The sequence below is a fragment of the Streptomyces sp. NPDC041713 genome (genome assembly GCF_055591085.1).
Genome location: NZ_JBVIZY010000001.1, coordinates 233,433 through 257,621, shown reverse-complemented (window position 1 = coordinate 257,621; position 24,189 = coordinate 233,433). Strand labels below are relative to the sequence as shown.

Sequence of the window (24,189 nt, the reverse complement as noted above, 5' to 3'; positions counted from 1 at the left end):
CGGGTCGCCCTCACCCCTGCGGGACGCTCGGGCCGGCCTCACAGCCGCGCGCGAGGAACGCTGAGGTCGGCTTACCGCGTGCGTAACGTGATCACGCCGGGGCACGTAACACGCCCGGCGGAGGCTGGACGGCATGCACTCCACGGCGACACCGGCGACACCGTCGACTCCCCCGGCCACGGACCCGGCTGCTCGGGCCGGGGTGACGGCGACCCACTGTCCGTACTGCGCGTTGCAGTGCGGGATGGGCCTCCAGGCGGGGCCAGGCGGCGGGGTGGAGGTGGTGGAGCGTGCCGGCTTCCCCGTCAACAAGGGGGCCCTCTGCGGCAAGGGGCGGACGGCTCCCGAGGTGCTCTCCTCGCGGGTGCGCCTGACGGAGCCGCTCGTCCGGTCCCGCACCACGGGCGAGCTCGCGCCGGCCTCCTGGGAGGACGCACTCGACCGGATCGCCGACGAGCTGTCCCGCGTGCGGGCGGAGCACGGGGCGGACGCCTGCGGGGTGTTCGGCGGGGGCGGTCTGACCAACGAGAAGGCGTACGCGCTGGGGAAGTTCGCGCGGGTGGCGCTCGGCACGTCGCAGATCGACTACAACGGCCGCTTCTGCATGTCGTCGGCGGCGGCCGCCGGGCAACGGGCGTTCGGCCTGGACCGGGGGCTGCCCTTCCCGCTGGAGGACGTGCCGCGCACCGGCTGCGTGATCCTCGTCGGGTCGAACCTCGCCGAGACCATGCCGCCCGCGCTGCGCTACCTCACGGAGCTGCGGGCGAACGGCGGCACGCTGATCGTCGTGGACCCGCGCCGGACCCGGACCGCCGAACAGGCCGACCTGCACCTGGCGCCCCGGCCCGGCACGGATCTCGCCCTGGCCCTCGGCCTGCTGCACCTGGTCGTGGCGGAGGGGCGCACGGACGAGGCGTACATCGAGGAGCGGACGAGCGGATGGGAGGAGGCACGGGCGGCAGCGATGGCGCACTGGCCCGAGCACGTGGAGCGGATCACCGGCGTGGCCGTGCCCCAACTGCGCGATGCCGTACGGCTCTTCTGCGACGCCGACGCCGCGATGGTGCTCACCGCCCGCGGGCCCGAGCAGCAGGCCAAGGGCACGGACACCGTCGGGGCGTGGATCAACCTGTGCCTGGCCACAGGGCGCGCCGGGCGGCCGTTGTCCGGGTACGGCTGCCTGACGGGCCAGGGCAACGGCCAGGGCGGACGCGAACACGGCCAGAAGGCGGACCAGTTGCCCGGTTACCGCAAGCTGACCGATCCGGCGGCGCGGGCGCACGTGGCGGGCGTCTGGGGCGTGGATCCCGACTCCCTGCCGGGTCCGGGCCGGTCGGCGTACGAGCTGCTCGACGCGTTGGGCCGGGACATCAGGACGCTGCTCCTGATGGGCTCCAACCCGGTCGTCTCCGCGCCGCGGGCCGCACACGTGGAGGAGCGGCTGCGTTCGCTGGACTTCCTGGCGGTGGCGGACGTGGTGCTGTCCGAGACGGCCCAACTGGCGGACGTGGTGCTGCCGGTGACGCAGTGGGCGGAGGAGACCGGGACGGTGACGAACCTGGAGGGGCGGGTACTGCTGCGCCGCCGGGCCGTGTCCGCGCCGGCCGGGGTGCGCAGCGATCTGGACGTGCTGCACGGGCTCGCGGCCCGGCTCGGTCACGGGAAGGGGTTTCCCACGGAACCGGAGGAGGTGTTCGAGGAGTTGCGCCGGGCGAGTGCGGGTGGCCCGGCGGACTATTCGGGGATCAGTTACGAGCGACTGAGGAAGGACGAGGGGGCGGGGGTGTTCTGGCCGTGCCCGGACGACGGCTCGGCCGGCGCGGCGGAGGTGCCGGGAGGGGCGGAGGTGCCGGGGAGGGCGGGGGCGCCGGGACCGGCGGAGGTGCCGGGAGACGCGGGATCGCCGGGTGGTGAGGGGCCGCATCCTGGGACGCCGCGGTTGTTTCTGGACCGGTTCGCGACCGAGGACGGGCGGGCGCGGTTCGTGCCGGTGGTGCACCGGGCCGCGGCGGAGGAGCCGGACGCGGAGTATCCCGTGCTGCTGACCACGGGGAGGGTGCTCGCGCAGTACCAGTCCGGGGCCCAGACGCGGCGCGTCGACGAGCTCAACTCTGCGGCTCCGGGGCCCTTCGTGGAGCTGCATCCGCGGCTCGCCGCGCGTCTGGGGGTCGGGGAGGACGATCCGGTCGCCGTGATCTCGCGGCGCGGCCGCGCGGTGGTTCCGGCGCGGGTCACGACGGCGATCCGCGCGGACACGGTCTTCATGCCGTTCCACTGGCCGGGCGAGGGCCGGGCCAACACCCTGACGCATCCGGCGCTGGATCCCGTCTCGCGGATGCCGGAGTTCAAGGTGTGCGCGGTGCGGTTGGAACGGGCGTAGGGGTCGGTGTCAGCAGGTGCGGCCGATGTAGTGCGCGCCCTGGATCTTCTTCGCCGAGCCCAGCCAGCTCCGGCCCGGGGCGACGCAGCGCTCGTAGTCGGGGCCCCAGGCCACCCGGACCTTGATGACGACACGGGAGCCGTCGCTCGTGCAGTGGTTGTAGTAGGCGTCGCTGGCGGTCTCGTAGAAACCGCAGGGGTTCAGGGCCGCGGCCGGTGCGTGGGCGGACGCGGTGCCCGCGGCGGGGAGGCCGAGGGTGAGGGCCGCGGCTCCGACGAGGACCGACAGCGTACGGCGAAGGCTCATGGACAACTCCTGCTGAGGACGTGGTGCTCGCGCACCGGCTCGCGCACCGACCGGTGCGGACCGAGAGTCGCACCGACCGGCGCCTTCCGTGATCACGCGGGCGGCTCGTGTCGCTCGCACGGGCGACGAAGTCCACCGGATCGAGTGCGCGGGTGGTGCGGGGTGCGCTGTGTGCCCCGGTGCTCAGTGGTGGGTCCTGGAGGTGGTCCAGTCTCCGCCATCGATCACCGTTCCGGAGGTCAGGAGGCCGGCCGCGAGGCGTGGGGCGGCGACGTAGATCCAGGCGCGGGTCGTCGTGCCGTCCGGGCGGATGACGTCGCGGGCGACGCGTTCGTACAGGTTGCGGGGGTCGCCGGGGACGTACTCCTCGAGGAGGTCGAGGGCGACGAGGAGCCGGTCGTAGGAGGCGGGTCCGGGCGTCACCAGGTCTCCGTGGACCGGGCCGTGGCCTGCGGCTTCGACGGCGTAGGGATAACCGGGGCCTTCGTAGAGGACCGCGTCCGGCCGGCGGGCGGGCTCCTCCGCGACGGTCCGGCCGTGCAGGTACGCGGCGTGGTTGGGTTCGCCCGGGCGCAGGGTGCCGTAGACGAAGAACGGCAAGTTCACGCGCCGATCGTGCGCAGCGTCCATACGACGATTGTGCACAGGTTCGGCCAGAGGCGAGTGCCCAGGTCGAAGGTCCTGAAACTGGTGGTTCGGCAGCTCTTAGGGGCAGCTGTTACATAACCTCCCGTTTTCCGTGATGGACGGTTCCTACCTTCGAGAGCGGTGGCCGGTCTTCTGCCGAATCCCCAGCGCAGTTCCCGAGCCGGCCACCACCAGCGCTCCTCCCCTCACTTGCCACGCCATGTCACTCCATGCCATGCCACCTGACGGTCAGCCTCCCCATGAACCCGATCTCCCGCCGCCCGCTCCTGCTGGGCGCCGCCCCCTTCGTCGCCCTGGCCGCCTTCGCGCTCGCCGGGTGCGGCGGCACGAACGGTCTCGGCCACGGTGAGGCCGCGCCGACCGTCTCCGTGCAGCCGCACCCCGAGGCGGTCTGGCCGGCCTGGACCGGCACGTCCGCGCGGGCGCCCGGCGCCGAGGCCGCCACGCGCCAGCCGCCGCCGCGCCCGCTGAAGGGGCTGGCGCGCGTCGGCTCCGGGGGACTGGCCTCCGTGGACGTGCACGCGGTGCTGCGGGCCGATCCCCGTACGAAGCCGCTGGCCGACCGCGGGGAGATCGACCGGCCGGGGCGTGCGGGGCTGCGTCCGCCGAAGTTCCTGGACCTGACCGGCGACAAGAAGCCCGAGATGCTCGTGGCCGCCGACACCGAGAGCGGCCGGTCCGTCCTGGCCGTCTACCGCGAGCACGGCGGCAAGGTCTACCCGATCCTGTTCACCTCCGGCAGGAATCTGGCCGTGGAGACGATCGGCCCCGACCTGCTGGTGCGTACGCCGTGTTCGGACGGCGGCGAGCAGGCCGTGCGGTTCCACTGGGACGGCGCCCGGATGTCCACGGTCAGCGACATCAAGAACTACAAGAGCGGCAAGAGCGGCACCTCCACGCCACCCACGCCGCCCACACCCTCCGACTCCCCGTCCCCGTCCTCGTCCCCGTGATGACCTCGATGTCGCGTACGGCCGGGCGGCGGCCGCACCCGGTCTCTGCGGCCCTGGCTCCGGCCCTGGCCCATGTCCGTGCCGCGCCGGGCCGTCTCGGGCTGCGCTGGAAGATCGCCGCGCTGCTCGCCGCGGGCTGCGCCGTGGTGGCCGTCGCCATCGGCCTGCTCGTCCACGACGCCCGGCTCGACCAGGTCACCGACAGCGCGCGCTCCGGGGCGGTGGCCCAACTCGTCCGCGTACGGCAGTTGTACGAGCTCACGGGTCAGGTGGACCAGGCCGACACGGGGGCCGCCCTCGACGACCCGCGGCTGCCGGGGCCGTTGCGGCGGGCCGCGTTGGCCGGGCAGCGCACCACTTACCTCGACATGACGTCGGACGACCCGTGCGTCTGGGCGGCCCGGCCGGTCGGCGACCATCCGCGCCACGTCCTGTCCGTCCGGGAGTCGCTGCGGCAGCAGGCGGACGAGATGGCGGAGTTCGACCGGCAGTTGCTCGTCTCGGGTGCCGTTGTCGTCGGCCTCGCCGCGCTCGGCGGCGCGGGGCTCTCCAGCCGGCTCAGCCGCGAACTGCGCACCGCCGCGGCCATCGCGCGCCGGATCAGCCAGGGCGAACTCGACGCCCGCATCGGCGATCCGCGGCGGCCCGCCGGTACGCACGGCGGGAACGAGGTGGCCGAACTGGCCACCGCCGTCGACACGATGGCCGCCTCCCTGCAGCAACGCCTGGAGGCCGAGCAGCGGTTCACCGCGGATGTCGCGCACGAGCTGCGCACCCCGCTGACCGGGCTGCACACGGCGGCCGAGCTGTTGCCGGCGAGCCGCCCGACCGAGCTGGTCCGCGACCGGGTCCGCGCCCTGCACGTCCTCACCGAGGATCTGCTCGAAGTGGCGCGGCTCGACGCGGCGGTGGAGAAGCCGGACCTGGAGGTGCATCCGCTGGGACGGCTCGTCGAGACCATCGCGGAGCGCACGGGCGGTTCGGCGGCCGGCTTCACGGCGGTGGGTGCGGAGAGCGCGTACGAGACGTACGTACGGACCGACGCGCGGCGCCTGGAGCGGATCCTCACCAACCTGGTCAGCAACGCCCACCGGCACGGCGGTGCTCCGGTCGAGGTGCGGGTCGACGGCGTGGAGGTCAGGGTGCGCGACCACGGGCCCGGCTTCCCGGAGCGGTTGCTGGCGGACGGCCCGCAGCGGTTCCAGACCGGAGCGCGCGAGCGCGGCCAGGGCACCGGCCTCGGCCTGACCATCGCGCTCGGCCAGGCCCAGGTGATCGGCGCCCGGGTGGCGCTCGCCAACGCCGCGGACGGCGGGGCGGTGGCGGCGGTGCGGTTGCCGCGGGCTTGACCTCGGGGGTGGGGCCGGCCTCGGGGGCGGGGCTGGCCTCAGAGGTGCGGTTGCCGTCGGGCCGGCCTCGGGGGCGCAGCCGTCGGGCCGGCCTCGGGGCGCGGCTGCCGTGGGGCCGGCCTCGGGGCGCGGCTGCCGTGGGGCCGGCCTCGGGGCGCGGCTGCCGTGGGGCCGGCCTCGGGGCGCGGCTGCCGTGGGCCCGTACCGGCCACGCCCCGCGGGGAGTTGGGCGGTGCGCACCGCGGTCCGGGGCCCCGCTCCGCCCCTGACTACGCTGGCGGCATGACCCACCGCCTCGCCCCGCTAGCCAAGGAAGCCACCATCGGCGAGCTCGCCGAACGCAGCGGCGTCGCACCCTCCGCCCTGCGGTTCTACGAGAGCGAGGGGCTCATCACGTCCCGCCGTACGTCGGGCAACCAGCGCCGCTACAGCCGTGACACCCTGCGCCGCGTCGCCTTCATCCGCACCTCCCAGCAGTTGGGCATGCCGCTGGCCGCGATCCGTGAGGTGCTCTCCCTGCTCCCCGAGGACCGCACCCCGAACCGGGCGGACTGGGCCAGGATCTCCGAGTGCTGGCGCGAGGACCTCGACGAACGCATACGGACCCTGCAGCGGCTGCGCGACAACCTCACGGACTGCATCGGCTGCGGCTGCCTCTCGCTCTCCCGGTGCGCGCTGTCCAACTCGTGGGACGCGCTGGGCTCGCGCGGGCCGGGACCGCGCCGCGTGGTGGAGAAGGAGATCCCCTGCGCCACCGGGACGTGCGTGCCCGCGCCGGCGGACCCGGCCACCCCGTAGAGGCGGCGGCCGGACGACATGCACGCGTCTCACAGCCGCCGCGCACAGGCCTCGCAGCCTCCGCGCGCACGCCTCGCAACCGCCGCGCCCACGCCTCGCAGCCTCCGCGCCCACGCCTCGTAACCGCCGCGCGCACGTCTCGTAGCGTGTCCGCATGACTATCACCGCACTGGTCGAACGCATCGAGATCGACGGACGGCCGGCCACCGCCGAGGCCCTGCTGTGGCCCGCCCTCGTCCAGACCGGGCACTTCACCGCGATGCAGGTCAGGGGCGGCAAGGTGCGCGGCATCGACCGTCATCTGGCCCGGCTCGACGCGGCCACCCGCGAGCTCTTCGGGCGCGCCGTCGACGGGGAGCGGGTGCGCGGCCTGATCCGGCACATCCTGCGCGACGACATCGAGGAGGCGACCGTACGGGTCCACGTCCACGCCCCCGACGGGGCACCGTCGTTCATGGTCACCGTCCGGCCGCCGACGGAGTTGGCGGCGACGTGGGAGGAGCGGGCGCAGTCGCTGCGGTCCGTGCCGTACCAGCGGCCCTTCGCCCACATCAAGCACCTCGGCGGCTTCGGGCAGGCGCGGCACGCCGAGCTCGTGCGCCGCGCCGGCTTCGACGAGGCGCTGCTCACCGGACCGGACGGCGCGGTCAGCGAGGGTGCCGTCACGAACGTCGCCTTCTTCGACGGCGACGCGGTCGTGTGGCCGAGCGCGCCGCACCTGTCCGGCATCACGATGCAGCTGGTCGAGGCCGGTCTGCCCGCCGCGGGCCTGCCGACCCGGCACGCGCCGGTCACCCTCGCCGACCTCCCGTCGTACGCGGCGGCCTTCGTCACCAACGCCTGGGGGGTCCGGCCCGTGCGGCGGATCGACGACGTGACGTACGGGATCGACGAGGAGCTGATGGGGAGGGTGGCCGGGGTCTACGAGGCGGTGCCGTGGGACGCGATCTGATCCGAGTCACCGGTTGCCCCTCGGCCTCTCCCTGCCTGACGGACTCCCCTCGAACCGGCCCCCTCCGACCGGCCCCCCTCCGACTGGCCTCCCTCCGGCCGATCCCTCTCCGGCCGATCCCCCGGACGGCCTACCCGGCGGGCGCGGGTCACCCATTCACAGGCGTCCCGCGCGCCCTTCGGGCACTGTGCCCCGTTGCCCCGGTGACCTGCTGGAACGCGTCCGTCACCGCGTCCCCGACGGCCCGAACCCGGCGTTTCTGATGCCCCATCAGGAGGCGCGGGGCGCTCGCTGCCACTTACCTCGGTAGAGCGGGGTTCGACCGACGCAGCGGCACTTGGGGGTGCCGCGGGCCGTGCCTGCGCGAAGGCCCTCGGAGGAACGAGCAATGCGCAACGCCCGCCTGCTGACCGGTACCGCTCTAGCCGTGGCGGTGGGCGCCCTGTCCGTCCCCGCCTTCACCGTCCCCGTCCTCGCCCTGGCCGGCGCCCCAGGCCCGCCCGCCGGGGTCCTGCAGATCCAGCCGGCCACCGTCACCCCCGGCTCCGCCGTCACCGTGCACACGACCGCGTGCGGCCCCGGCGGGACGGCGACGGGTGACGCCAGCGCGGTGGGCGCGGGGACGTTCACGATGGCGCCCGGGGCGCACCAGGAGAGCGGTGAGGCCACGGCCGGCCGGTTCGAGGTGCCGCCGTCGGCGCAGCCCGGCACCTACGAGATCGTCGCGAAGTGTTCCGGGTCCGGCGGTTCCGGGGCGAAGGACAAGCGGATCGCGGGCGACCTGGTGGTCACAATCACCTCCACCGCGGCCGCCGGCGAGCGGCCGCACCCGGTCCCGCGGGGACACGTGAAGACGGGGGTCGGCGGCGCACTCGGCCCCGACCCCGTGCAGACCGCGGCGGGAGTGGCGGCCCTGGCCGTCGCCGCCGCGGGCGGTACCTGGCTCCTGCATCGCCGGGCGAGAGGCGACAGGATCTGACGGACACCCTCCGCTGTCCACCGGTACCGCCGCCCCCGCCCCTTCCCGGCCCGTGTCCCCTCGCGGGCGGGGAGGGGGAGGGGGACGAGGGAGTGGCCCGACCGACCCCGAGGGGGACGCCGTATGCGCCGTACACGCCGCGCACCGAAGTCCCGTACGCGTTCCCGTACGGGGCCCCGTAACCGCCGCAGGGTCGGGAACGCCCTCATAGGCACGGTCACCGCGGTGGCGCTGTGCACCGGGGCGTGGCTGCTGAGCAGTGGCGCGCGGACGCATCCGCCGCCGCAGCCGTCCGCCGCGCAGGCCGCGTCGCCCCCGGGGCCGGTCACACGCACGCCCCACCACGAGCGGAAGCCGACCACTTCCCACGTCTCCTCCACCGGCACCGCGCCGCTGCCACCGTCCCCGCCCGACCGTGTGCGGATCCCCTCCATCGGCGTCGACACGCCGTTGATGGGGCTCGGCCTGACCAAGCAGGGCAGCCTCGACGTGCCGCCGCCGGAGCGGAAGAACCTGGCGGGCTGGTACGAGGCGGGCACGACGCCCGGCGAACGCGGCACCGCGATCGTGGCGGGCCACGTCGACAACAAGGAGGGCCCGGCCGTCTTCTACCAGCTGGGCGCGTTGCAGAAGGGCCGCACGATCGAGGTCGCGCGCAGGGACGGCAGCGTGGCCGTCTTCACGGTCGACGCGAACGAGGTGTACGACGCGGCGGACTTCCCCGACGAGAAGGTGTACGGCGCGGCACCCCGCCCGGAACTGCGGGTCATCACGTGCGGCGGCAGATACTCGAAGCAGACGGGCTACCAGGGCAACGTAGTCGTCTTCGCCCACCTCACGTCGGTGCGGTGAGGCCCGTACGGGGCGGGGCGGGGTGGCTGCGTGGTGCGGGGTGGGGTGGGACGGCTGCGTGGGGCGGGGCGGGACGACTGCCTGATGCGGGGCGGGGTGGGCGGCTGCGTGGTGCGGGGCGGGCGTCGAAGCTTGCCGGAAACGGTGGCTCGGCTGCTCACCCCCGGCCGGGGGCGGGCAATCCGTCGGCGAGCGGACCGAACCCGGCCCCTCCCGATACGGGGCGCCGCACTCCCCCGCGCCGTGCGCCAAACGCCCCCGTCGCGGGGCACCGAGGCATACCCGGCAGCGGCTCGGCTGCTCACCCGGCCCCGGGGGGACCCTCGTCGAGCGGACCGAGCCCAGCCCTTCCGGTACGGGGCGCTGCACTCCCCCGCGCCGTGCGCCGCCCGCCCCCGTCGCGGGGCATCGAGGCATACCCGGCAGCGGCTCGCCTGCCCACCCGGCCCGGGGGCGGGCGATTCCCCAGCGAGCGGATCGAGCCCGGCCCCTCCCCGTACGGGGCGTGGCACTCGCCCGCGCCGGGCGCCGAGGCCCCCCGGTATAGGGCGCTGCACTCCCCCTCGCTGTGCGCCGAGGGCCTTCCTGTGCGAGGCGCTACCGCCGGTCGGGCGCCGGACACTGCGACCTCAGGACGCGGGCGCCAGACCCCATCACCCCCGGCGCGGGCGTCAGCCCCTCTCTCTCCCGGCGCGGGGCGCCAGACCCCATCGCCCCGGGCGCGGGCGCCAAGCCCTATCGCCTCCGGCGCAGGCGCGGGCGCGGGGCGCGGGGCGCGAGTCCCTGTCACGCCCCCGGCGAGATCCGTCACGCCCCCGGCGAGACCCCTCACGCCAGCCACTGTTCGTAGGCCATCTTCACGACCAGGGCCAGGACCGTGGTCAGCAGGACCGCGCGGACGAAGCCGCTGCCCTTCTTCAGGGCCGTGTGTGCGCCGAACATGCCGCCCGCGAGGTTGAAGACGGCCATCAGGCCGGCCAGCTGCCACAGGACCGCGCCCTGCCAGGCGAACATCGCGAGGGCGCCCGCGTTGGTGCAGCAGTTGACGATCTTCGCGGTGGCGGAGGCGGAGACCAGGTCGAGGTGGAGCACCGCCGTCAGGGCGAGCACGAGGAACGTGCCGGTGCCGGGGCCGATGAGGCCGTCGTAGAAGCCGATGCCGAGGCCCGCGAGGCCGATCGCGGCGAGGATCCGCTTCGGCGAGGCGGGCCCGGTGGCCGGCGCCGTGCCGAACGCGGGCCGGAGGATCACGAAGGCGGCGACGGCGAGCAGCACCACCATGATCACCGGCTTCAGGACCTCCGTGCTCATCCCGGCCGCGAGGAAGGCGCCGCCCATCGATCCCGCGAGCGCGGCGAGACCGATCCGCACGGCGGTCGGTACGTCGACGGGCGTCTTCCTTACGTACGTGACGGCGGCACCGGTCGTGCCGACGATCGCCACGGCCTTGTTCGTACCGAGGGCGTGCGCGGCAGGCGTGCCGCCGGGGAGGCCGAGGAGGAGGGCAGGGAGCAGCAGCAGTCCCCCGCCGCCGACCACGGCGTCGATCCAGCCGGCCGCGAGGGCGGCGAGGCAGAGGACGACGATCGCGGTCAGGGATATGTCGGGCATGATCGCGACCTTAAGTACCGGGTGATCACGGCGTCCACGAAAAAGCGGAGAGTTGAGGGTCTTCTGAGGTCCCGGGGGGGGGAGGGAGGGCCGTCCAGCGGGGCCCGGCGCCCTCAGGGCGCCGCCTGTGGTGCCGGTGCGATCGGCGACGTGCGGTCGGGGGCCGGGGGCGCCGCCGGGTCGACGGCCAGGGCCAGCACCGTGGCGACCAGCGCGCTCGCTCCCGCCAGGCCCGCCGCGAGTTTCCGGCGGGCCTGGCGGGTGGGTCCCGGGGCGGGGGCGACGGGTTTGCGGTGACGTCCCATGTGCTTGGGTGACCGGCTTTCGTTCTCGGGGGCGGGCGAACGGACAGGTGGGGGAGGCGGGAACGGGCAGGTGCGAGCGGGAGCGGTCAGAGCGTGAAGTGCTCCGCGTGGATGTGGTGGGCCGGCACCCCCGCACGCAGCAGCGCCGTCGTGGCCGCCGCCGTCATGCCAGGCGGCCCGCACACGTAGACGTCGTGCTCGGCCAGGTCAGGGACCAGGTTGCGCAGGGCCTGCGGCGCGAGCGGGGAGAACGCGGCGTCGGAGCGGCCCAGCAGATAGTGCAGGCCGGCGCCGCGCCGCTCCGCGATCGCCTCCAGCTCCTCCCGCAGGACGAGCTGCTCGGCGCTGCCCGCGCGGTAGAGCAGCGTGAGGTCGCCGGGACCGCCGGGCAGCGTCTCGAACAGGGCCCGCATCGGCGTGATGCCCACACCGCCCGCGAGGAGCAGCACCTTGCGCCGCGTGCGGCGGTGCGCGGTGAGCGCGCCGAAGGGCCCGGTCGCCAGGACGCGCGTGCCAGGACGCAGACGCCGCATCCGCCGGGTGTGGTCGCCGGCCGCCTTCACCGTGATGCGCAGCATGTCGTCGCGTACGGGCGCGGAGAGCGAGAACGGCAGCGCGGTGCGCCAGAGCCTGCGCTGCAGGAACCGCCACCGGAAGAACTGACCCGGCTCGGCGCGCAGTTGGTCGACCCCGATGCCCTGCACCGTGACGGAGACGACGCCGGGCCCCTCGCCGCGCACCTCGGTGACCCGCAGGCTGTGGCGCAGCGCCTGACGTACGGGGACGACCAGGCGGTACCAGCCCAGCAGGACGGCGACGGTGGCGTGCAGCAACGACCAGAGCCACAGGGTGAGGACGCCGGCCGCGACGTCCGGTCCCGCCAACTGGTGCGCGAAGGCGAGCGCGGCGCCGAGGTAGGTGAGCAGGTGGACGGCGCGCCAGGTCTCGTGCGAGACGCGGCGGCGCAGCGCGCGGGCCGAGGTGGCGCCGACGGCGGCGAGCAGGACGGTGCCCGCGGTGGCGGCGGTGACGCCCGGGTAGCCGAGCAGGCCGAGGGCGGTGCTCAGCAGGTCGGTGCCGGTGTGGGCGGCGTACGCGCAGAGGGCGAGCAGGGCGTGGGCCGCGCAGAGGCTCAGCACGTACCGGCCGCCGAGGGCGTGCCGCCGGGCGAGCAGGTCGGCGCCGACGCCGTGCTCGACGGCGGGGACGCGGGCCATCAGGAACAGCATGACGAGGATCCCGTACCCGGCGAGCAGCCCGGTGAGGTGCGCCGCGGTGGCGCACAGCACGTCGAGACGCGCGGACGGCTCCACTTGGGCGGCCCACAGCGCGGTGACGGCGAACGCGCCGCCGAGCACGCCGGTCCGCAGGGCACGGGGCGAGACGCGGATCGGGGTGACGGGGGTGCCAGGGGTGACGGGGGTGCTGGAGGTGACGGGGGTGCCAGGGGTGCCAGGGGTGACGGGGGTGCTGGAGGTGACGGGGGTGCTGGAGGTGACGGGGGTGACGGGGGTGACGGGGTTTCGCGGTGCCGTGGTCGCGCCTCGGGGCGGGCGCTGCGGGCTCAGCCGACGCTGCGGGCTCGGCGGGCTCGGCAGGCTCGGCTGGCTCGGCGGGCTCGGCTGGCTCGGCTGGCTTTGCGGGCTCGGCGGGCTTTGCGGGCTCGGCGAGCTCGGCGGGCGCTGCGGGCTCGGCGGGCGCTGCGGGCTCGGAGCCACTCCTCGCCGCCCCCCGCGCCACACGCCCCGCCGCCCCCTCCGTGACACGCGACGCCGCACGCCCGGCGCCCCAACCGGTGGCGCGCCCGCAGGCGGCACCTCCACCGGCTGACCGTGCATCGGCTCTCCGTGCGTCGGCCCGACGTGCATCGGCTCACCACGCGTCGGCCCGCCACGCTTCGGCCCGCCATGCGTCGGGTCGTCGTACGTCGGCCCGCAGCCCGTCGGCCCGCCACGCGTCGGCGGAACGCCGGGTTGCGGCGGCGGGGCGTCCATCTGCCGCAGGTACGCGGCCAGCGCGGGGTACGCGTCGAGTCTGGGGTCGGCTGCCTCGGTGGTCACGGCGGCACACTAGGCGCCGTGAGGGGTCGAGATCCGCTGGTCAGCGGGGTTCGCCGGTTCCTTAAGGCGGCCTTGAGGAACCGCTCAACAGGGGTTAAGCCATGGGCCCTCACAGCCCTCCCCCGCCACCGCTGAGCGCAGCGTTCCCCGCGGGAAACAACTCCGATCCTGCCGGGTAACACCCGCACCGCAGGCTGCCGGACATGACCTCCTCAGCGCAGCCGCCGGCCACCGGCACCGCACCGGCCCCCGAAGGTCACCCCGGGGAAGCTGCCCGTGTGGTGGTGATCGGCGCGGGCCTGGCCGGCGCCCGCCTGGCACAGCGCCTCGGCGACGGCACCGTCCTGATCGGCGAGGAGGAGCACTCCCCGTACAACCGCGTCCTGCTCGCCGAGGTCCTCGCCGGGCGGTACGGCCCCGAAGTGATCGCCCTGCCGAGTCCGCGGGGCCCCGTGCTGCGCACCCGCGCGGTCCGGGTCGACCGCGCCGAACGCCGGGTACTGTGCGCCGACGGCACCGTCGTCCCGTACACCACCCTCGTCCTCGCGACCGGCTCCAACCCCGTACTGCCGCCGCTGCGCGGCCTGTTCGCGCCCGGTGCCGGGGAACTGCCCGGCGGCGTGCACGCGTTCCGCACCATGGACGACTGTCTCGCCCTGTCCGCGGCGGTGGCGGAGGGCGTCCGCGTCGTCGTCATCGGCGGCGGCCTCCTCGGCGTCTCGGCGGCCCGTGCGCTCGCCTGCCGCGGCGCCCAGGTCGTGCTGGTCCAGCAGGCCGAACGGCTCATGGAGCGCCAGCTCGACCCCGCCTCGTCCGAGCTGGTGCGCCGCCACCTCACGGGGCTCGGCGTCGAGGTGCACACCGAGTGCCGGGTGCGCGGGGTCCGGGTCGCGGACGGCGCCGTGCGCGGGGTCGTCCTCGCCGACGGCTATCTGCTGGAGACGGAGCTGACCGTCGTCGCCTGTGGCGTACGGCCCCGCACCGGGCTCGCCCGGGCCGCCGGTCTCGACGTGCGCCGGGGCATCGTCGTGGACGACCTGCTGCGGACGTCCGACCCGCACATCCGGGCCGTCGGCGACTGCGCGGAGCACGACGGCCGCGTCTACGGTCTCGCCACGCCCGCCGTCGAACAGGCCGACGCGCTGGCGGAGGCCCTGATCCGGGACGCAGCGGAGGGAGGCGCACCCCACCGGAACGCCCCCGGCGAAGACACCGCGCGCCAAGCCGGCGCGAGCCGGAACACCCCTCGCCGAGACGAGGCGACCCAAGCCCCACCCGGCCAGAACTCCCCCACCCCGAGCTGGCACACCCACAACTCCCCCACCCCCAGCTCGCCCACCCAGGCCTTCCCCACCCACAACTCCGCCGACCAAAACTCCACCGCCCAAAAAAGCTCCCCCACCCGCCCCTACACCGGCACCCGCACCCTCACCCGCCTCACCCTGCCGGGCCCGGGTCCGCTGGATCTCGCGGCCTTCGGGGATCCCGAGCCGCGCCCCGACGACGACGTCGTCCAGCTCACCGACGCCACCCGCGGCACCTACCGCAAGGTCGTCGTCCGCGACGGCCGGCTCGTCGGCGGCGTCCTGCTCGGCGAGCTCGCCGCGGTCGGCGCGCTCGCCCGCGCCTGGGAGGCCGACGACCCGCTGCCCGACGACGACAGCCCCCTGCTCCACCTGCTCGCCCCCGATGGAGGCCGCTGACATGCCAACGCCCGCCCGGATCCCGCAGCCCTCGCAGACCCCGCAGCCCCCGCAGTCCCGCCCCACCCTCGTGCTCGTCGGACACGGCATGGTCGGTCAGCGGTTCCTGGAGGCCGCCGCCGAGCAGGGGCTCACCGCGAGCCACCGGATCGTGGTGCTCTGCGAGGAGCCGCGCCCCGCCTACGACCGGGTGCAGCTCACCTCGTACTTCTCGGGCCGCACACCCGACGAACTCTCGCTCACCGACCGGGCGTTCCTCGACACGCACGGCATCGAGCTGTACGTGGGCGACGCGGCGGAGAGCTTCGACCGCGAGGCCAGGACGGTCACCGCGCGCTCCGGCGCCGTCTTCCCGTACGACGCGCTCGTGCTCGCCACCGGCTCGTACCCCTTCGTGCCGCCCGTGCCCGGCAAGGACGCGGCGGGCTGTTTCGTCTACCGGACCATCGAGGACCTGCTCGCCATCGAGGAGTACGCGAAGCGGCGCGCCACCACCGGCGCGGTCGTCGGCGGCGGGCTGCTCGGCTTGGAGGCGGCGGGCGCCCTGCAGGGCCTCGGACTGACCACGCACATCGTGGAGTTCGCGCCGCGCCTGATGCCGGTGCAGGTCGACGAGGGCGGCGGCGCCGCGCTCCTGCGCACCATCACCGGCATGGGCCTGAGCGTGCACACCGGCACCGGCACGCAGGAGATCTTGACCGGCGAGGACGGCGCCGTGACCGGCATGAAGCTGTCCGACGGGAGTGAACTCGCCACGGATCTCGTGGTGTTCTCCGCCGGCGTCCGGCCGCGCGACCAACTCGCCCGCGAGCACGGCCTGGAGGTCGGCGAGCGCGGCGGCATCACCGTCGACGAGCGGTGTCGCACCAGCGACCCGCACGTGTACGCGATCGGCGAGTGCGCGCTCGCGGCGGACGGCCGGGTGTACGGCCTGGTCGCGCCGGGCTACGAGATGGCGCAGACGGCGGCCGCCGCCATCGCCTCCCGCGAGGCCAGCTTCACCGGCGCCGACCTGTCCACCAAGCTGAAGCTCCTCGGCGTCGACGTGGCGTCCTTCGGCGACGCGCACGGCGCGGCGGAGGGCTGCCTCGACGTCGTCTACACCGACTCGCGCTCGGGCACGTACAAGAAGCTGGTGATGGCGCCGGGCGGTGAGCTGCTCGGCGGGATCCTCGTCGGCGACGCCGAGGCGTACGGGCTGCTGCGCCCGCTCACCGGATCCGTACCGCCCGTCCCCGCCGAGCAGTTGGTGCTGCCCGCGGGTGCGGGGGCGCCGGTCGCGCTCGGCCCGGAGGCGCTGCCCGGCTCGGCGGTGATCTGCAACTGCCACAACGTCACCAAGGACCAGATCTGCGCCTGCTCCAGCCTGCCCGAGGTGAAGAAGTGCACCAAGGCCGGTACCGGCTGCGGCAGTTGTCTGAAGGTGATCGGGCAGCTGCTGCCGAAGAGCGGCGACGACGGGCTGTGCGGCTGCTTCGCGCAGACCCGCCAGGAGCTGTACGAGATCGTGCGCGCCCTGCGCGTCACCTCCTTCCGCGCGCTGCTCGACGGGCACGGCCGCGAGGAGGCGCGCGGCGGCGAGGGCTGCGACGAGTGCAAGCCCGCGGTCGGCTCGATCATCGCCTCGCTGGCCCCGACGATCGGCGCCGGCGGCTATGTCCTGGACGGCGAGCAGGCAGCGCTGCAGGACACCAACGACCACTTCCTCGCCAACCTCCAGAAGAACGGCTCCTATTCGGTGGTCCCCCGCATCCCCGGCGGCGAGATCACCCCCGAGAAGCTGATTGTGATCGGCGAGGTGGCCCGGGACTTCGGCCTCTACACGAAGATCACCGGCGGCCAGCGTATCGACCTGTTCGGCGCGCGCGTCGAGCAGCTGCCGATGATCTGGACGCGGCTCGTGGACGCGGGCTTCGAGTCCGGCCACGCCTACGGAAAGGCGCTGCGCACCGTGAAGTCCTGCGTGGGGCAGACCTGGTGCCGCTACGGCGTGCAGGACTCGGTGCGGATGGCCATCGACCTGGAGCTGCGCTACCGCGGCCTGCGCGCACCGCACAAGCTGAAGTCGGCGGTCTCCGGCTGCGCCCGCGAGTGCGCCGAGGCCCAGTCCAAGGACTTCGGCGTGATCGCCACGGCGAGCGGCTGGAACCTGTACGTCGGCGGCAACGGCGGCGCCACCCCGCGCCACGCCGACCTGCTCGCGCAGGACCTCGACGACGCCGAACTGGTGCGCCTCATCGACCGGTTCCTGATGTTCTACATCCGCACCGCCGACCGCCTGGAGCGCACCGCGGCCTGGCTCGACCGGATCGACGGCGGCCTCGACCACGTACGCGACGTCGTCGTCCACGACTCGCTCGGCATCTGCGACGAGCTGGAGTCGCTGATGGCCGCCCACGTCACGCACTACCGCGACGAGTGGGCCGAGACCCTCGACGACCCGGAGCGGCTCGCGCGCTTCGTGTCGTTCGTGAACGCGCCGGGCGTGCCCGACCCCACGGTCGGCTTTGTCCCGGAGCGGGACCAGATCAAGCCCGACCTTCCCCTGCTGTCCCTCTCCCCCCGCCCCCTGGAAGGAGCCGCACGATGAGCGACTCGACCGCCTCTCGTGTCCAACTGCGCCTGGACGACGACTGGTTCGCGATCTGCGACCGTACGCAGCTGATGCCGGGCCGCGGCCTCGCCGCCCTGCTGCCCGACGGCCGGCAGGCGGCGCTCTTCCTGGACCGGGACGGCCGCCCGTACGCGATCGACAACCGCGACCCGTTCACCGGCGCCGCGGTGCTCTCCCGGGGGCTGCTCGGCACGGAGCGGGGGCGGCCGTTCGTCGCCTCGCCGCTCCTGAAGCAGCGGTTCGACCTGGAGACGGGGCGGTGCCTGGACGACGAGGAGGTGTCCGTCGCGGTGCATCCGGTCCGGGTTGCTTGACCGGTCGTTCCAGAATCGCGTACCGTCTTCCTCGTGGCAAGGACCAAGGAATTCGATCCGGACGCCGCGCTGCAGTCGGCCTTGGAGCTGTTCTGGCGGCGCGGCTACGAGGCGACGTCGATGGCGGACCTCGTCGAGGCGCTCGGCATCGGGCGGGCCAGCATCTACGCGACGTTCGGGAACAAGCACGAGCTGTACCTGAAGGCGCTGGAGCGGTACGCCGCCGCCCAGAACCCGCGCCTGCTCGCCGAGCTGTCGCAGCCGGGCCCCGCGCTGCCCGCCGTCCGCGCGGTGGTGCGGCGCTTCGGCGGCGAGGCCGCCTCGCCCGAAGAGCGCCTGAACGGCTGTTTCATCACCAACACCGCGGCCGAGCTCGGCCCGCACGACCAGCCGGCCGCCCGCTGCGTCGAGCGCAGCTGGGAGCACATGGAGACGCTGCTGCACTCCGCGCTCGTCCGCGCGCAGGCCCAGGGCGAGCTCCCGCAGGACCGCGACCCGCTGGCGCTCGCGCGCATGCTCCTGACCCTGATGCAGGGGCTGCGCGTGATCGGCAAGGCATCGAAGGACCCGGCCCGCGTGCGGGACGCGACCGAGCAGGCGCTGAGCCTGCTCGACTGAGCCCCGCCGGACCTCCGTTCCACACCCCTGCCCGGCCTTCGGGCTGTTTTTTGTGACCTCATACTGAACCGATCGTTCAAGAAAAGAGTACTGTCATGGCTTCAGCAGCGCGCTCCCGCTTCACCGGCCGTACCGCCCTCGTCACCGGCGGCGGCTCCGGACTCGGCCGGGCCATCGCGCTCGCGTTCGCCGCCGAGGGCGCGAACGTCGTCGTCGCCGGGCGCACCGAGGGCCCGCTCAAGGAGACCGTGGGCCTGATCGAGGACGCGGGCGGCACGGCCCTCGCCGTCACCGCCGACGTCTCCCGCTCCGCCGACCTGGCCGCGCTCGTCGCCGCCACCGTCGACCGCTTCGGGTCCCTGGACGTGGCCGTGAACAACGCGGGCATCCTGCGCGGCGGGCGCCCCCTCGCCGAACTGCCGGAGGACGAGTGGCGCCTGATGCTCGACATCAACGTCACCGGTGTCCTGCTCGCCCTGCAGGCCGAGGTGGCGCAGATGCGCACGCAGCCGGGCGGCGGCGCGGTCGTCAACGTCGGCTCCACGCTGGGCGCGCACACCAGCGCCCCGGGTACGGCGGCGTACGGGGCGACCAAGGCCGCCGTCTCCGCGCTGAGCCGCGCGGCCGCCGCCGAGCACATCAGGGACGGCGTCCGCATCAACACCGTCAGCCCCGGCTCCTCCGACACCACCATGTCCTTCCGCCCCGGCGAGACCGAGGCCGACCGGGCGGCCCGCATGAAGGAGGCGACGCCGCTGGGCCGTGTGTCGACGACCGAGGAGGTCGCCGCGGCCGTGCTGTACCTGGCGTCGGACGAATCCGGCTCGGTCGTCGGCGCGGATCTGGTGATCGACGGCGGCGCGTCGGCCTGAGGCCCGCCTCCCTGCCGGGAACCCGCCTCCTTGCCGGGGGCCCGCCTCCCTGCCGCGAGCTCCGGGCTTGGGCTCCCCCTCCCCCTTACTCTTGGGTAAGAACTCGACGGAGAGGGAGCCTTGCCATGGCCGCGTGGACCGCGAGCGACATCCCCGACCAGAGCGGCCGCACGGCCGTGGTCACCGGCGCGAACAGCGGACTCGGCTACGTGACCGCGCGCGAGCTGGCCCGCCGCGGCGCCCGGGTGATACTGGCCTGCCGCAGCGAGGAGCGCGGAAGCGCGGCGGTGGCCCGGATGCTCACCGAAGTGCCGGGCGCGCACGTCGAGTTCGGGCGGCTCGATCTCGGGGACCTGGCGTCCGTACGGGCGTTCGCGGCGGCGTACGAGGAGACGCGCCTCGATCTGCTGATCAACAACGCGGGTGTGATGGCGCTGCCCTTCCGGCGCACCGTGGACGGCTTCGAGACGCAGTTCGGCGTCAACCATCTCGGGCACTTCGCGCTGACGGGGCTGTTGCTGCCCCGCCTCCTGGAGCGGCCCGGTTCGCGGATCGTGACGGTCTCCTCGGGGCTGCACGCGCTCGGCAACATCGACATCCATGACCTCAACAGTGAGCGCTCGTACCGGCGTTGGCTCGCCTACGGCCGGTCCAAGACGGCGAACCTCCTCTTCACGCACGAGCTGGCGCGCCGCCTGGCCGCCAGTGGCTCCGGCACGGTCGCGGCGGCGGCGCACCCCGGGTACGCCTCGACCAATCTGCAGAGCGCGGGGCCCCGGATGGAGGGGCGCAGGGCCGCGGAGCGGGTCGCCGCGCTCGGCAACCGGATCTTCGCGCAGTCCGCGGAGGCGGGGGCGGTGCCGATCCTGTACGCGGCCACGGCGCCCGGGGTGCGGCCCGACTGGTTCACCGGGCCGCGGGGGCTGGGGTTCCGTGGCGGGGCGGGGCCCTCTTGGCGGGCGGCGTGGACGCGGAGTGATGTGGGCGGGGAGCGGTTGTGGGTGGCGTCGGAGGGGTTGACCGGCGTCCGGTTTTTGCGCAGTTCCCCGCGCCCCTGAGGTCCGGCTTGGCTGTATTGTTCGGCTGACCCGCCGTGGGTTGGTTTGCGCAGTTCCCCGCGCCCCTGAGGTTCGGCTTGGCTGTGTTGTTCGGCTGACCCGCCGTGGGTTGTTTTGCGCAGTTCCCCGCGCCCCTTGATCGGCCGCCGTGGGTGGTCTTGCGCAGGTCCCCGCGCCCCTTTTTCCCGCGGCCCTTATGTACGTCTCTTACGTCCTCTACGCCGCTCCCCGGAGTTCCAGTGCCGCCAGTGGGATGAAGCCTGGGCCGGGGCCCGTCTTTGGGGTGTTCCTGCCGTTCAGGCGGTGCAGGAGGGCCAGGGCCATGCGTTCGCCCTGGGACTTCGCTCTCGTCGCGTTCGGGCCCTCGTGGAGGCCGTCGACCGTGGCGTGCCACAGCTGGACCCAGCGGCCGAAGTGTTCCGCGGTGAGCGGGCGCGCGGAGTGCAGGGCCGCGTGCGGGGCGAACGCGTCGCGGCAGTACTCCGCACTGCGGAACAGCGCGCGCTCCCAGAAGTCGGTGATGCGCGGGAGGTGCACGTCCAGGTCCGTCCCCGCGATCTCCGTGAAGAAGGGGCCGATCAGCGGGTCGGCGAAGGCGGCCGTGTAGAAGCGGCGCAGCAGCACGTCGAGGTCGGCGCGGGAGGAGATGTCCACGCCTACGACTGTGCCACGGGCGAGGGGCGCGGTACCCGGCGAACGGGGGATGTGCGGGGTGTCCATGCCTCCACCGTCCGCCCCGCCGCCCGCCTCCCCCAGGGCCGAAGGTCCCCTCAGCGCAGGTCGGACGCCTCGAAGACCGCCTCGGCCGCCGCCCCGTCGGCGCGCGTGACCAGCCGTCGCAGTTCCGCGCGGCCGGTCCTGAGCAGCCCCGTCTCGCACGCGGTGCGGGCCCCCGTGTCCAGGCGGTGCAGGAGCAGCGGATTGTCCACGAGGATCTGCGGGTCGAGCTCGACCCGGTTGCCCAGCGAGTCGCACAGGACCAGGCGCGCGGCCACGCCTTCGTCATACCGTACGGCGGTCAGCAGGCAGGTGCAGACGTGCCGGCGGCGCCCCAGCCCCCGTACCGCCAGCCAGCCGGGACCCGCGGTCACCCGCACTGGGTGCAGCACCCCGTAGAGCAGCGCGGAGAGACCGGCCCACAGGCCGACCCGTGCGGGGGTCAGCGTGCCCGCCGCCCCGTCGATGACCAGGACGAGCCCGAAGAGCGCGCACGCGCAGAAGACGGCCGTCCGCACCTCGGCCGCCCAGCCCCGGTCCACCGTGACCTGCGCCGCAGCGGAAGTGGAAGCCGAAGCGGAAGCAGCTGCGGAAGCCGACGCTGACGTCGGCGCGTCGTGTCCCATGAGTCCCATGAGCGGCACCGTAGAACGGCCGGACGCCCCCGTCACCGGCATTGACGTGCTGTATACACACAGCGAGCGCGCCTTGACGCACCGCTGACGCACGGCTGACGTACCGCAGACGCACCGCCGACGCGGAAGGGGCGCGCCGAAGGGTGACACTCGGCCGCAACACCCCTGTCGTAATCCCTCTGCATGGTTGATCGTTGAGCCGGGCAGACAAGGGCACGCCACGGAGATCCGACGGAACGACACCACCCAGGGGGACGGCCGGCATGACCATCAGCCGCAGGACACTGCTCGGAACGGGCGCGACGGCCGCCACCGGCGCGGCGCTCGGACTGCTCACCGCGTGCGGGTCCAACACCGGCCGCGGCGACGGCGGTTCGGGCGGCGACGGGCCGCGGCTCGCGCAGTGGTACCACCAGTACGGCGAACCGGGCACCGAGCAGGCCGTGAAGCGGTACGCCGCCGCGTACGACCAGGCGGACGTCAGCGTCCAGTGGCGGCCCGGCAACTACGACGAGCAGACCGCCGCGGCCCTGCTCACCGACTCGGGCCCCGACGTCTTCGAGGTCAACGGGCCGTCCCTGGACCAGATCCGGCGCGGCCAGGTCGTCGACCTCACCGACCTGTTCGAGGGCGTGAAGGACGACTTCAACCCGGTGCTGCTCGCCCCCAAGACGTACGACGGGAAGATCTGGTCCATCCCGCAGGTCGCCGACATGCACCTGCTCTACTACCGCAAGAGCCTGCTCGACGACGCGGGCGTGCGGCCGCCGAAGACCATGGACGAGCTGGTCGACGCGGCGAAGGCGCTCACCACGAAGAAGGTGAAGGGCCTCTTCCTCGGCAACGACGGCGGCGCGGGCGCCCTCGGCGTCACGCCCCTGTACGCGGCGGGCCTCTCCTCGGTCACCGAGGACGGCGAGGTCGGGTTCGACGACCCGGCGGCCGCCCGCGTCCTCGGCAAGCTGCACCAGCTCTACGCCGACAAGTCGCTGCTGCTCGGCGCGCCCGCCGACTGGTCGGACCCGTCGGCGTTCGTGCAGGAGCTGACCGCCATGCAGTGGTGCGGGCTGTGGGCGCTGCCCGCCGTACGCAAGGAACTGGGCGACGACTTCGGGGTGCTCGCACTGCCCGCCGAAGGACCGGGCGGCAAGCCGGCGCTGCCCGTCGGGTCGTACGGGGCGGCGGTGAGCGCCCGCAGCGACCACAAGAAGGAGGCGAAGGCCTTCCTGAAGTGGCTGTGGATCGAACGGACCGAGTACCAGGAGGACTTCGCGCTGTCGTACGGGTTCCACATCCCGGCCCGGCTCTCCCTCGCGAACAAGGCCGACAAGCTGAAGGAGGGCCCGGCGGCGGACGCCGTGCGCTACTCCACGGAGTACGGCTACGCGGAGCCGCTGCTGTGGACGCCGGCCGCCCGCACCGCGTATCAGGACGCGCTGAGCCGGATCATCAAGTCCGGCGCCAATCCCGAGAGTCAGCTGAAGTCCGTCGTACGCACGGTGCGTGCGGAGCTGGACCGCGCCAAGAAGAAGCCGTGAGGCGGGTGTTGGGGACCCAGAACCGCACGCTGTGGTTCTGGGTGTTCGTCGGGCCGTTCGCGCTCGGCCTGGTCCTCTTCACCTACGTACCGCTCGCCTGGAGCGTGTACCTGAGCTTCTTCGACGCCCACAACACGGTGTCGCCGACCGACTTCATCGGCTTCGACAACTACACGTCGATGCTGCGGAACGACGCGTTCACCGACAGCCTCGTCACCTTCGCGGTCTTCTCCGCCTTCATCGTGCCCACGACGTTCGTCCTGTCCCTCGCGCTCGCGCTGATGGTGAACCGGCTGCGCCGCGCCCAGGCCTTCTTCCGTTCGGTCTTCTTCCTGCCGGCCGCGTGCAGTTACGTGGTGGCGGCGCTGATCTGGAAGCTGTCGATCTTCAACGGGGTGCGGTTCGGGCTCGCCAACACCGTCCTCGGCTGGTTCGGCGCGGACCAGACCGCGTGGCTCTCGACGACGGATCCACCGTGGTACTGGCTGGTCATCGTCACCGTACGGCTGTGGCTGCAGGCGGGCTTCTACATGATCCTGTTCCTCGCGGGCCTGCAGCGGATCTCCCCCACCCTGTACGAGGCGGCGGCGGTGGACGGGGCGCGGCCCGGCTGGCAGGTGCTGCGCCACATCACGCTGCCGCAGCTGCGCACCACGTCGGTCGCGGTCACGCTGCTGCTCGTCATCAACGCCTTCCAGGCGTTCGACGAGTTCTACAACCTGCTCTCGGACTCCCAGGGTTACCCGCCCTACGCCCGCCCGCCGCTCGTCTACCTCTACTACACGGCGCTCGGCCAGGAGCAGAACCTCGGCTTCGGCAGCGCGGGCGCGGTGATCCTCGCGCTGATCATCGCGGTGGTGACGATCGGCCAGGCGCGCTGGTTCGGCCTCGGCGGAAAGGAGGACTGACGCCCGTGACCGCACCGGC

Annotated in this window: 22 protein-coding genes; 15 read left to right on the top strand and 7 right to left on the bottom strand. The window is 73.9% G+C overall.

The window, feature by feature from the left end; genetic code table 11:
- The first annotated feature begins 133 nt into the window (after positions 1-133).
- The gene (locus ACZ6CV_RS01120) at positions 134-2,380 is read left to right on the top strand and encodes a molybdopterin oxidoreductase family protein (protein WP_469248627.1); all 2,247 of its coding nucleotides are present in this window, start codon (positions 134-136) and stop codon (positions 2,378-2,380) included.
- A gap of 9 nt (positions 2,381-2,389) precedes the next feature.
- Here the strand turns inward: ACZ6CV_RS01120 and ACZ6CV_RS01115 are convergent, their stop codons facing one another.
- Entirely contained in the window at positions 2,390-2,686 is a 297-nt protein-coding gene (locus tag ACZ6CV_RS01115; protein ID WP_355808629.1) for a DUF6355 family natural product biosynthesis protein, read from the bottom strand.
- 183 nt (positions 2,687-2,869) lie between these two features.
- Positions 2,870-3,292, bottom strand: a complete 423-nt coding sequence (locus tag ACZ6CV_RS01110) for a gamma-glutamylcyclotransferase family protein (RefSeq protein ID WP_469248624.1) — start codon at positions 3,290-3,292, stop codon at positions 2,870-2,872.
- Between the two features lie 281 nt (positions 3,293-3,573).
- On the opposite strand from ACZ6CV_RS01110, the gene ACZ6CV_RS01105 reads away from it, so the two are divergent.
- From ACZ6CV_RS01105 to ACZ6CV_RS01080, 6 genes are all read left to right on the top strand, one after another.
- Entirely contained in the window at positions 3,574-4,287 is a 714-nt protein-coding gene (locus ACZ6CV_RS01105) for a hypothetical protein (protein ID WP_469248623.1), read from the top strand.
- On the top strand, positions 4,287-5,636 hold the full coding sequence (locus ACZ6CV_RS01100) for an ATP-binding protein (protein ID WP_469248619.1): 1,350 nt from the start codon (positions 4,287-4,289) through the stop codon (positions 5,634-5,636). The genes ACZ6CV_RS01105 and ACZ6CV_RS01100 overlap by 1 nt, the downstream gene beginning before the upstream one ends.
- Positions 5,637-5,918: 282 nt before the next feature.
- Positions 5,919-6,434: a redox-sensitive transcriptional activator SoxR gene (gene soxR / locus ACZ6CV_RS01095; protein WP_469248613.1), complete on the top strand. Its 516-nt coding sequence runs from the start codon at positions 5,919-5,921 to the stop codon at positions 6,432-6,434.
- Between the two features lie 154 nt (positions 6,435-6,588).
- Positions 6,589-7,386 carry an aminotransferase class IV gene (locus ACZ6CV_RS01090; RefSeq protein ID WP_469248611.1) on the top strand — a complete coding sequence of 266 codons (798 nt, stop codon included), beginning with the start codon at positions 6,589-6,591 and terminating at the stop codon, positions 7,384-7,386.
- 388 nt (positions 7,387-7,774) lie between these two features.
- Positions 7,775-8,365 (top strand): hypothetical protein, encoded by a 591-nt coding sequence (locus tag ACZ6CV_RS01085; protein WP_469248610.1) that lies wholly within the window; start codon positions 7,775-7,777, stop codon positions 8,363-8,365.
- A gap of 123 nt (positions 8,366-8,488) precedes the next feature.
- Complete coding sequence (locus tag ACZ6CV_RS01080; RefSeq protein WP_469248608.1) at positions 8,489-9,217, top strand: class F sortase; 729 nt, start codon at positions 8,489-8,491, stop codon at positions 9,215-9,217.
- Between the two features lie 828 nt (positions 9,218-10,045).
- On the opposite strand, the gene ACZ6CV_RS01075 is transcribed toward ACZ6CV_RS01080, so the two are convergent.
- The 3 genes from ACZ6CV_RS01075 to ACZ6CV_RS01065 all read right to left on the bottom strand — a co-directional run bounded on the left by ACZ6CV_RS01075 (position 10,046) and on the right by ACZ6CV_RS01065 (position 12,491).
- Positions 10,046-10,828, bottom strand: coding sequence for a sulfite exporter TauE/SafE family protein (locus ACZ6CV_RS01075; RefSeq protein WP_469248606.1), 783 nt, complete (start codon positions 10,826-10,828; stop codon positions 10,046-10,048).
- A gap of 113 nt (positions 10,829-10,941) precedes the next feature.
- The gene (locus ACZ6CV_RS01070; protein ID WP_362367265.1) at positions 10,942-11,133 is read right to left on the bottom strand and encodes a hypothetical protein; all 192 of its coding nucleotides are present in this window, start codon (positions 11,131-11,133) and stop codon (positions 10,942-10,944) included.
- A gap of 86 nt (positions 11,134-11,219) precedes the next feature.
- Positions 11,220-12,491, bottom strand: a complete 1,272-nt coding sequence (locus ACZ6CV_RS01065) for a ferredoxin reductase family protein (protein ID WP_469248604.1) — start codon at positions 12,489-12,491, stop codon at positions 11,220-11,222.
- A 980-nt stretch (positions 12,492-13,471) separates the two neighbouring features.
- Here ACZ6CV_RS01065 and ACZ6CV_RS01060 point away from each other — a divergent pair.
- The 6 genes from ACZ6CV_RS01060 to ACZ6CV_RS01035 all read left to right on the top strand — a co-directional run bounded on the left by ACZ6CV_RS01060 (position 13,472) and on the right by ACZ6CV_RS01035 (position 20,372).
- On the top strand, positions 13,472-14,896 hold the full coding sequence (locus tag ACZ6CV_RS01060) for an NAD(P)/FAD-dependent oxidoreductase (RefSeq protein ID WP_469249580.1): 1,425 nt from the start codon (positions 13,472-13,474) through the stop codon (positions 14,894-14,896).
- Position 14,897: 1 nt separating this feature from the next.
- Positions 14,898-17,486, top strand: coding sequence for a nitrite reductase large subunit NirB (gene nirB, locus ACZ6CV_RS01055; RefSeq protein WP_469248602.1), 2,589 nt, complete (start codon positions 14,898-14,900; stop codon positions 17,484-17,486).
- On the top strand, positions 17,483-17,824 hold the full coding sequence (nirD, locus tag ACZ6CV_RS01050; protein ID WP_469248600.1) for a nitrite reductase small subunit NirD: 342 nt from the start codon (positions 17,483-17,485) through the stop codon (positions 17,822-17,824). The genes nirB and nirD overlap by 4 nt, the downstream gene beginning before the upstream one ends.
- 33 nt (positions 17,825-17,857) lie before the next feature.
- Positions 17,858-18,442 carry a TetR/AcrR family transcriptional regulator gene (locus ACZ6CV_RS01045; protein ID WP_362367247.1) on the top strand — a complete coding sequence of 195 codons (585 nt, stop codon included), beginning with the start codon at positions 17,858-17,860 and terminating at the stop codon, positions 18,440-18,442.
- Positions 18,443-18,537: 95 nt separating this feature from the next.
- Positions 18,538-19,314, top strand: a complete 777-nt coding sequence (locus ACZ6CV_RS01040; protein WP_469248598.1) for an SDR family NAD(P)-dependent oxidoreductase — start codon at positions 18,538-18,540, stop codon at positions 19,312-19,314.
- A 125-nt stretch (positions 19,315-19,439) separates the two neighbouring features.
- On the top strand, positions 19,440-20,372 hold the full coding sequence (locus tag ACZ6CV_RS01035; protein WP_469248596.1) for an oxidoreductase: 933 nt from the start codon (positions 19,440-19,442) through the stop codon (positions 20,370-20,372).
- A gap of 216 nt (positions 20,373-20,588) precedes the next feature.
- Here ACZ6CV_RS01035 and ACZ6CV_RS01030 read toward each other — a convergent pair whose 3' ends face one another.
- Positions 20,589-21,026, bottom strand: a complete 438-nt coding sequence (locus tag ACZ6CV_RS01030) for a group III truncated hemoglobin (RefSeq protein WP_469248594.1) — start codon at positions 21,024-21,026, stop codon at positions 20,589-20,591.
- Between the two features lie 116 nt (positions 21,027-21,142).
- On the bottom strand, positions 21,143-21,724 hold the full coding sequence (locus tag ACZ6CV_RS01025) for a hypothetical protein (protein ID WP_469248592.1): 582 nt from the start codon (positions 21,722-21,724) through the stop codon (positions 21,143-21,145).
- 263 nt (positions 21,725-21,987) lie between these two features.
- Here ACZ6CV_RS01025 and ACZ6CV_RS01020 point away from each other — a divergent pair, with 263 nt between their 5' ends.
- Both ACZ6CV_RS01020 and ACZ6CV_RS01015 read left to right on the top strand, forming a co-directional pair.
- Positions 21,988-23,262 (top strand): ABC transporter substrate-binding protein, encoded by a 1,275-nt coding sequence (locus ACZ6CV_RS01020; protein ID WP_469248590.1) that lies wholly within the window; start codon positions 21,988-21,990, stop codon positions 23,260-23,262.
- On the top strand, positions 23,259-24,170 hold the full coding sequence (locus ACZ6CV_RS01015; RefSeq protein WP_355808574.1) for a carbohydrate ABC transporter permease: 912 nt from the start codon (positions 23,259-23,261) through the stop codon (positions 24,168-24,170). The genes ACZ6CV_RS01020 and ACZ6CV_RS01015 overlap by 4 nt, the downstream gene beginning before the upstream one ends.
- Positions 24,171-24,189 lie beyond the last annotated feature (19 nt).

What these genes read in the sequence shown, in the direction of transcription:
- nirB (WP_469248602.1), top strand. Translation starts at nt 14,898, where the DNA reads ATGCCAACGCCCGCCCGGATCCCGCAGCCCTCGCAGACCCCGCAGCCC.
- ACZ6CV_RS01035 (WP_469248596.1), top strand. Translation starts at nt 19,440, where the DNA reads ATGGCCGCGTGGACCGCGAGCGACATCCCCGACCAGAGCGGCCGCACG.
- ACZ6CV_RS01100 (WP_469248619.1), top strand. Translation starts at nt 4,287, where the DNA reads ATGACCTCGATGTCGCGTACGGCCGGGCGGCGGCCGCACCCGGTCTCT.
- soxR (WP_469248613.1), top strand. Translation starts at nt 5,919, where the DNA reads ATGACCCACCGCCTCGCCCCGCTAGCCAAGGAAGCCACCATCGGCGAG.
- ACZ6CV_RS01090 (WP_469248611.1), top strand. Translation starts at nt 6,589, where the DNA reads ATGACTATCACCGCACTGGTCGAACGCATCGAGATCGACGGACGGCCG.
- ACZ6CV_RS01085 (WP_469248610.1), top strand. Translation starts at nt 7,775, where the DNA reads ATGCGCAACGCCCGCCTGCTGACCGGTACCGCTCTAGCCGTGGCGGTG.
- ACZ6CV_RS01120 (WP_469248627.1), top strand. Translation starts at nt 134, where the DNA reads ATGCACTCCACGGCGACACCGGCGACACCGTCGACTCCCCCGGCCACG.
- ACZ6CV_RS01040 (WP_469248598.1), top strand. Translation starts at nt 18,538, where the DNA reads ATGGCTTCAGCAGCGCGCTCCCGCTTCACCGGCCGTACCGCCCTCGTC.
- ACZ6CV_RS01025 (WP_469248592.1), bottom strand. Translation starts at nt 21,724, where the DNA reads ATGGGACTCATGGGACACGACGCGCCGACGTCAGCGTCGGCTTCCGCA.
- ACZ6CV_RS01105 (WP_469248623.1), top strand. Translation starts at nt 3,574, where the DNA reads ATGAACCCGATCTCCCGCCGCCCGCTCCTGCTGGGCGCCGCCCCCTTC.
- ACZ6CV_RS01070 (WP_362367265.1), bottom strand. Translation starts at nt 11,133, where the DNA reads ATGGGACGTCACCGCAAACCCGTCGCCCCCGCCCCGGGACCCACCCGC.
- nirD (WP_469248600.1), top strand. Translation starts at nt 17,483, where the DNA reads ATGAGCGACTCGACCGCCTCTCGTGTCCAACTGCGCCTGGACGACGAC.
- ACZ6CV_RS01020 (WP_469248590.1), top strand. Translation starts at nt 21,988, where the DNA reads ATGACCATCAGCCGCAGGACACTGCTCGGAACGGGCGCGACGGCCGCC.
- ACZ6CV_RS01080 (WP_469248608.1), top strand. Translation starts at nt 8,489, where the DNA reads ATGCGCCGTACACGCCGCGCACCGAAGTCCCGTACGCGTTCCCGTACG.
- ACZ6CV_RS01075 (WP_469248606.1), bottom strand. Translation starts at nt 10,828, where the DNA reads ATGCCCGACATATCCCTGACCGCGATCGTCGTCCTCTGCCTCGCCGCC.
- ACZ6CV_RS01115 (WP_355808629.1), bottom strand. Translation starts at nt 2,686, where the DNA reads ATGAGCCTTCGCCGTACGCTGTCGGTCCTCGTCGGAGCCGCGGCCCTC.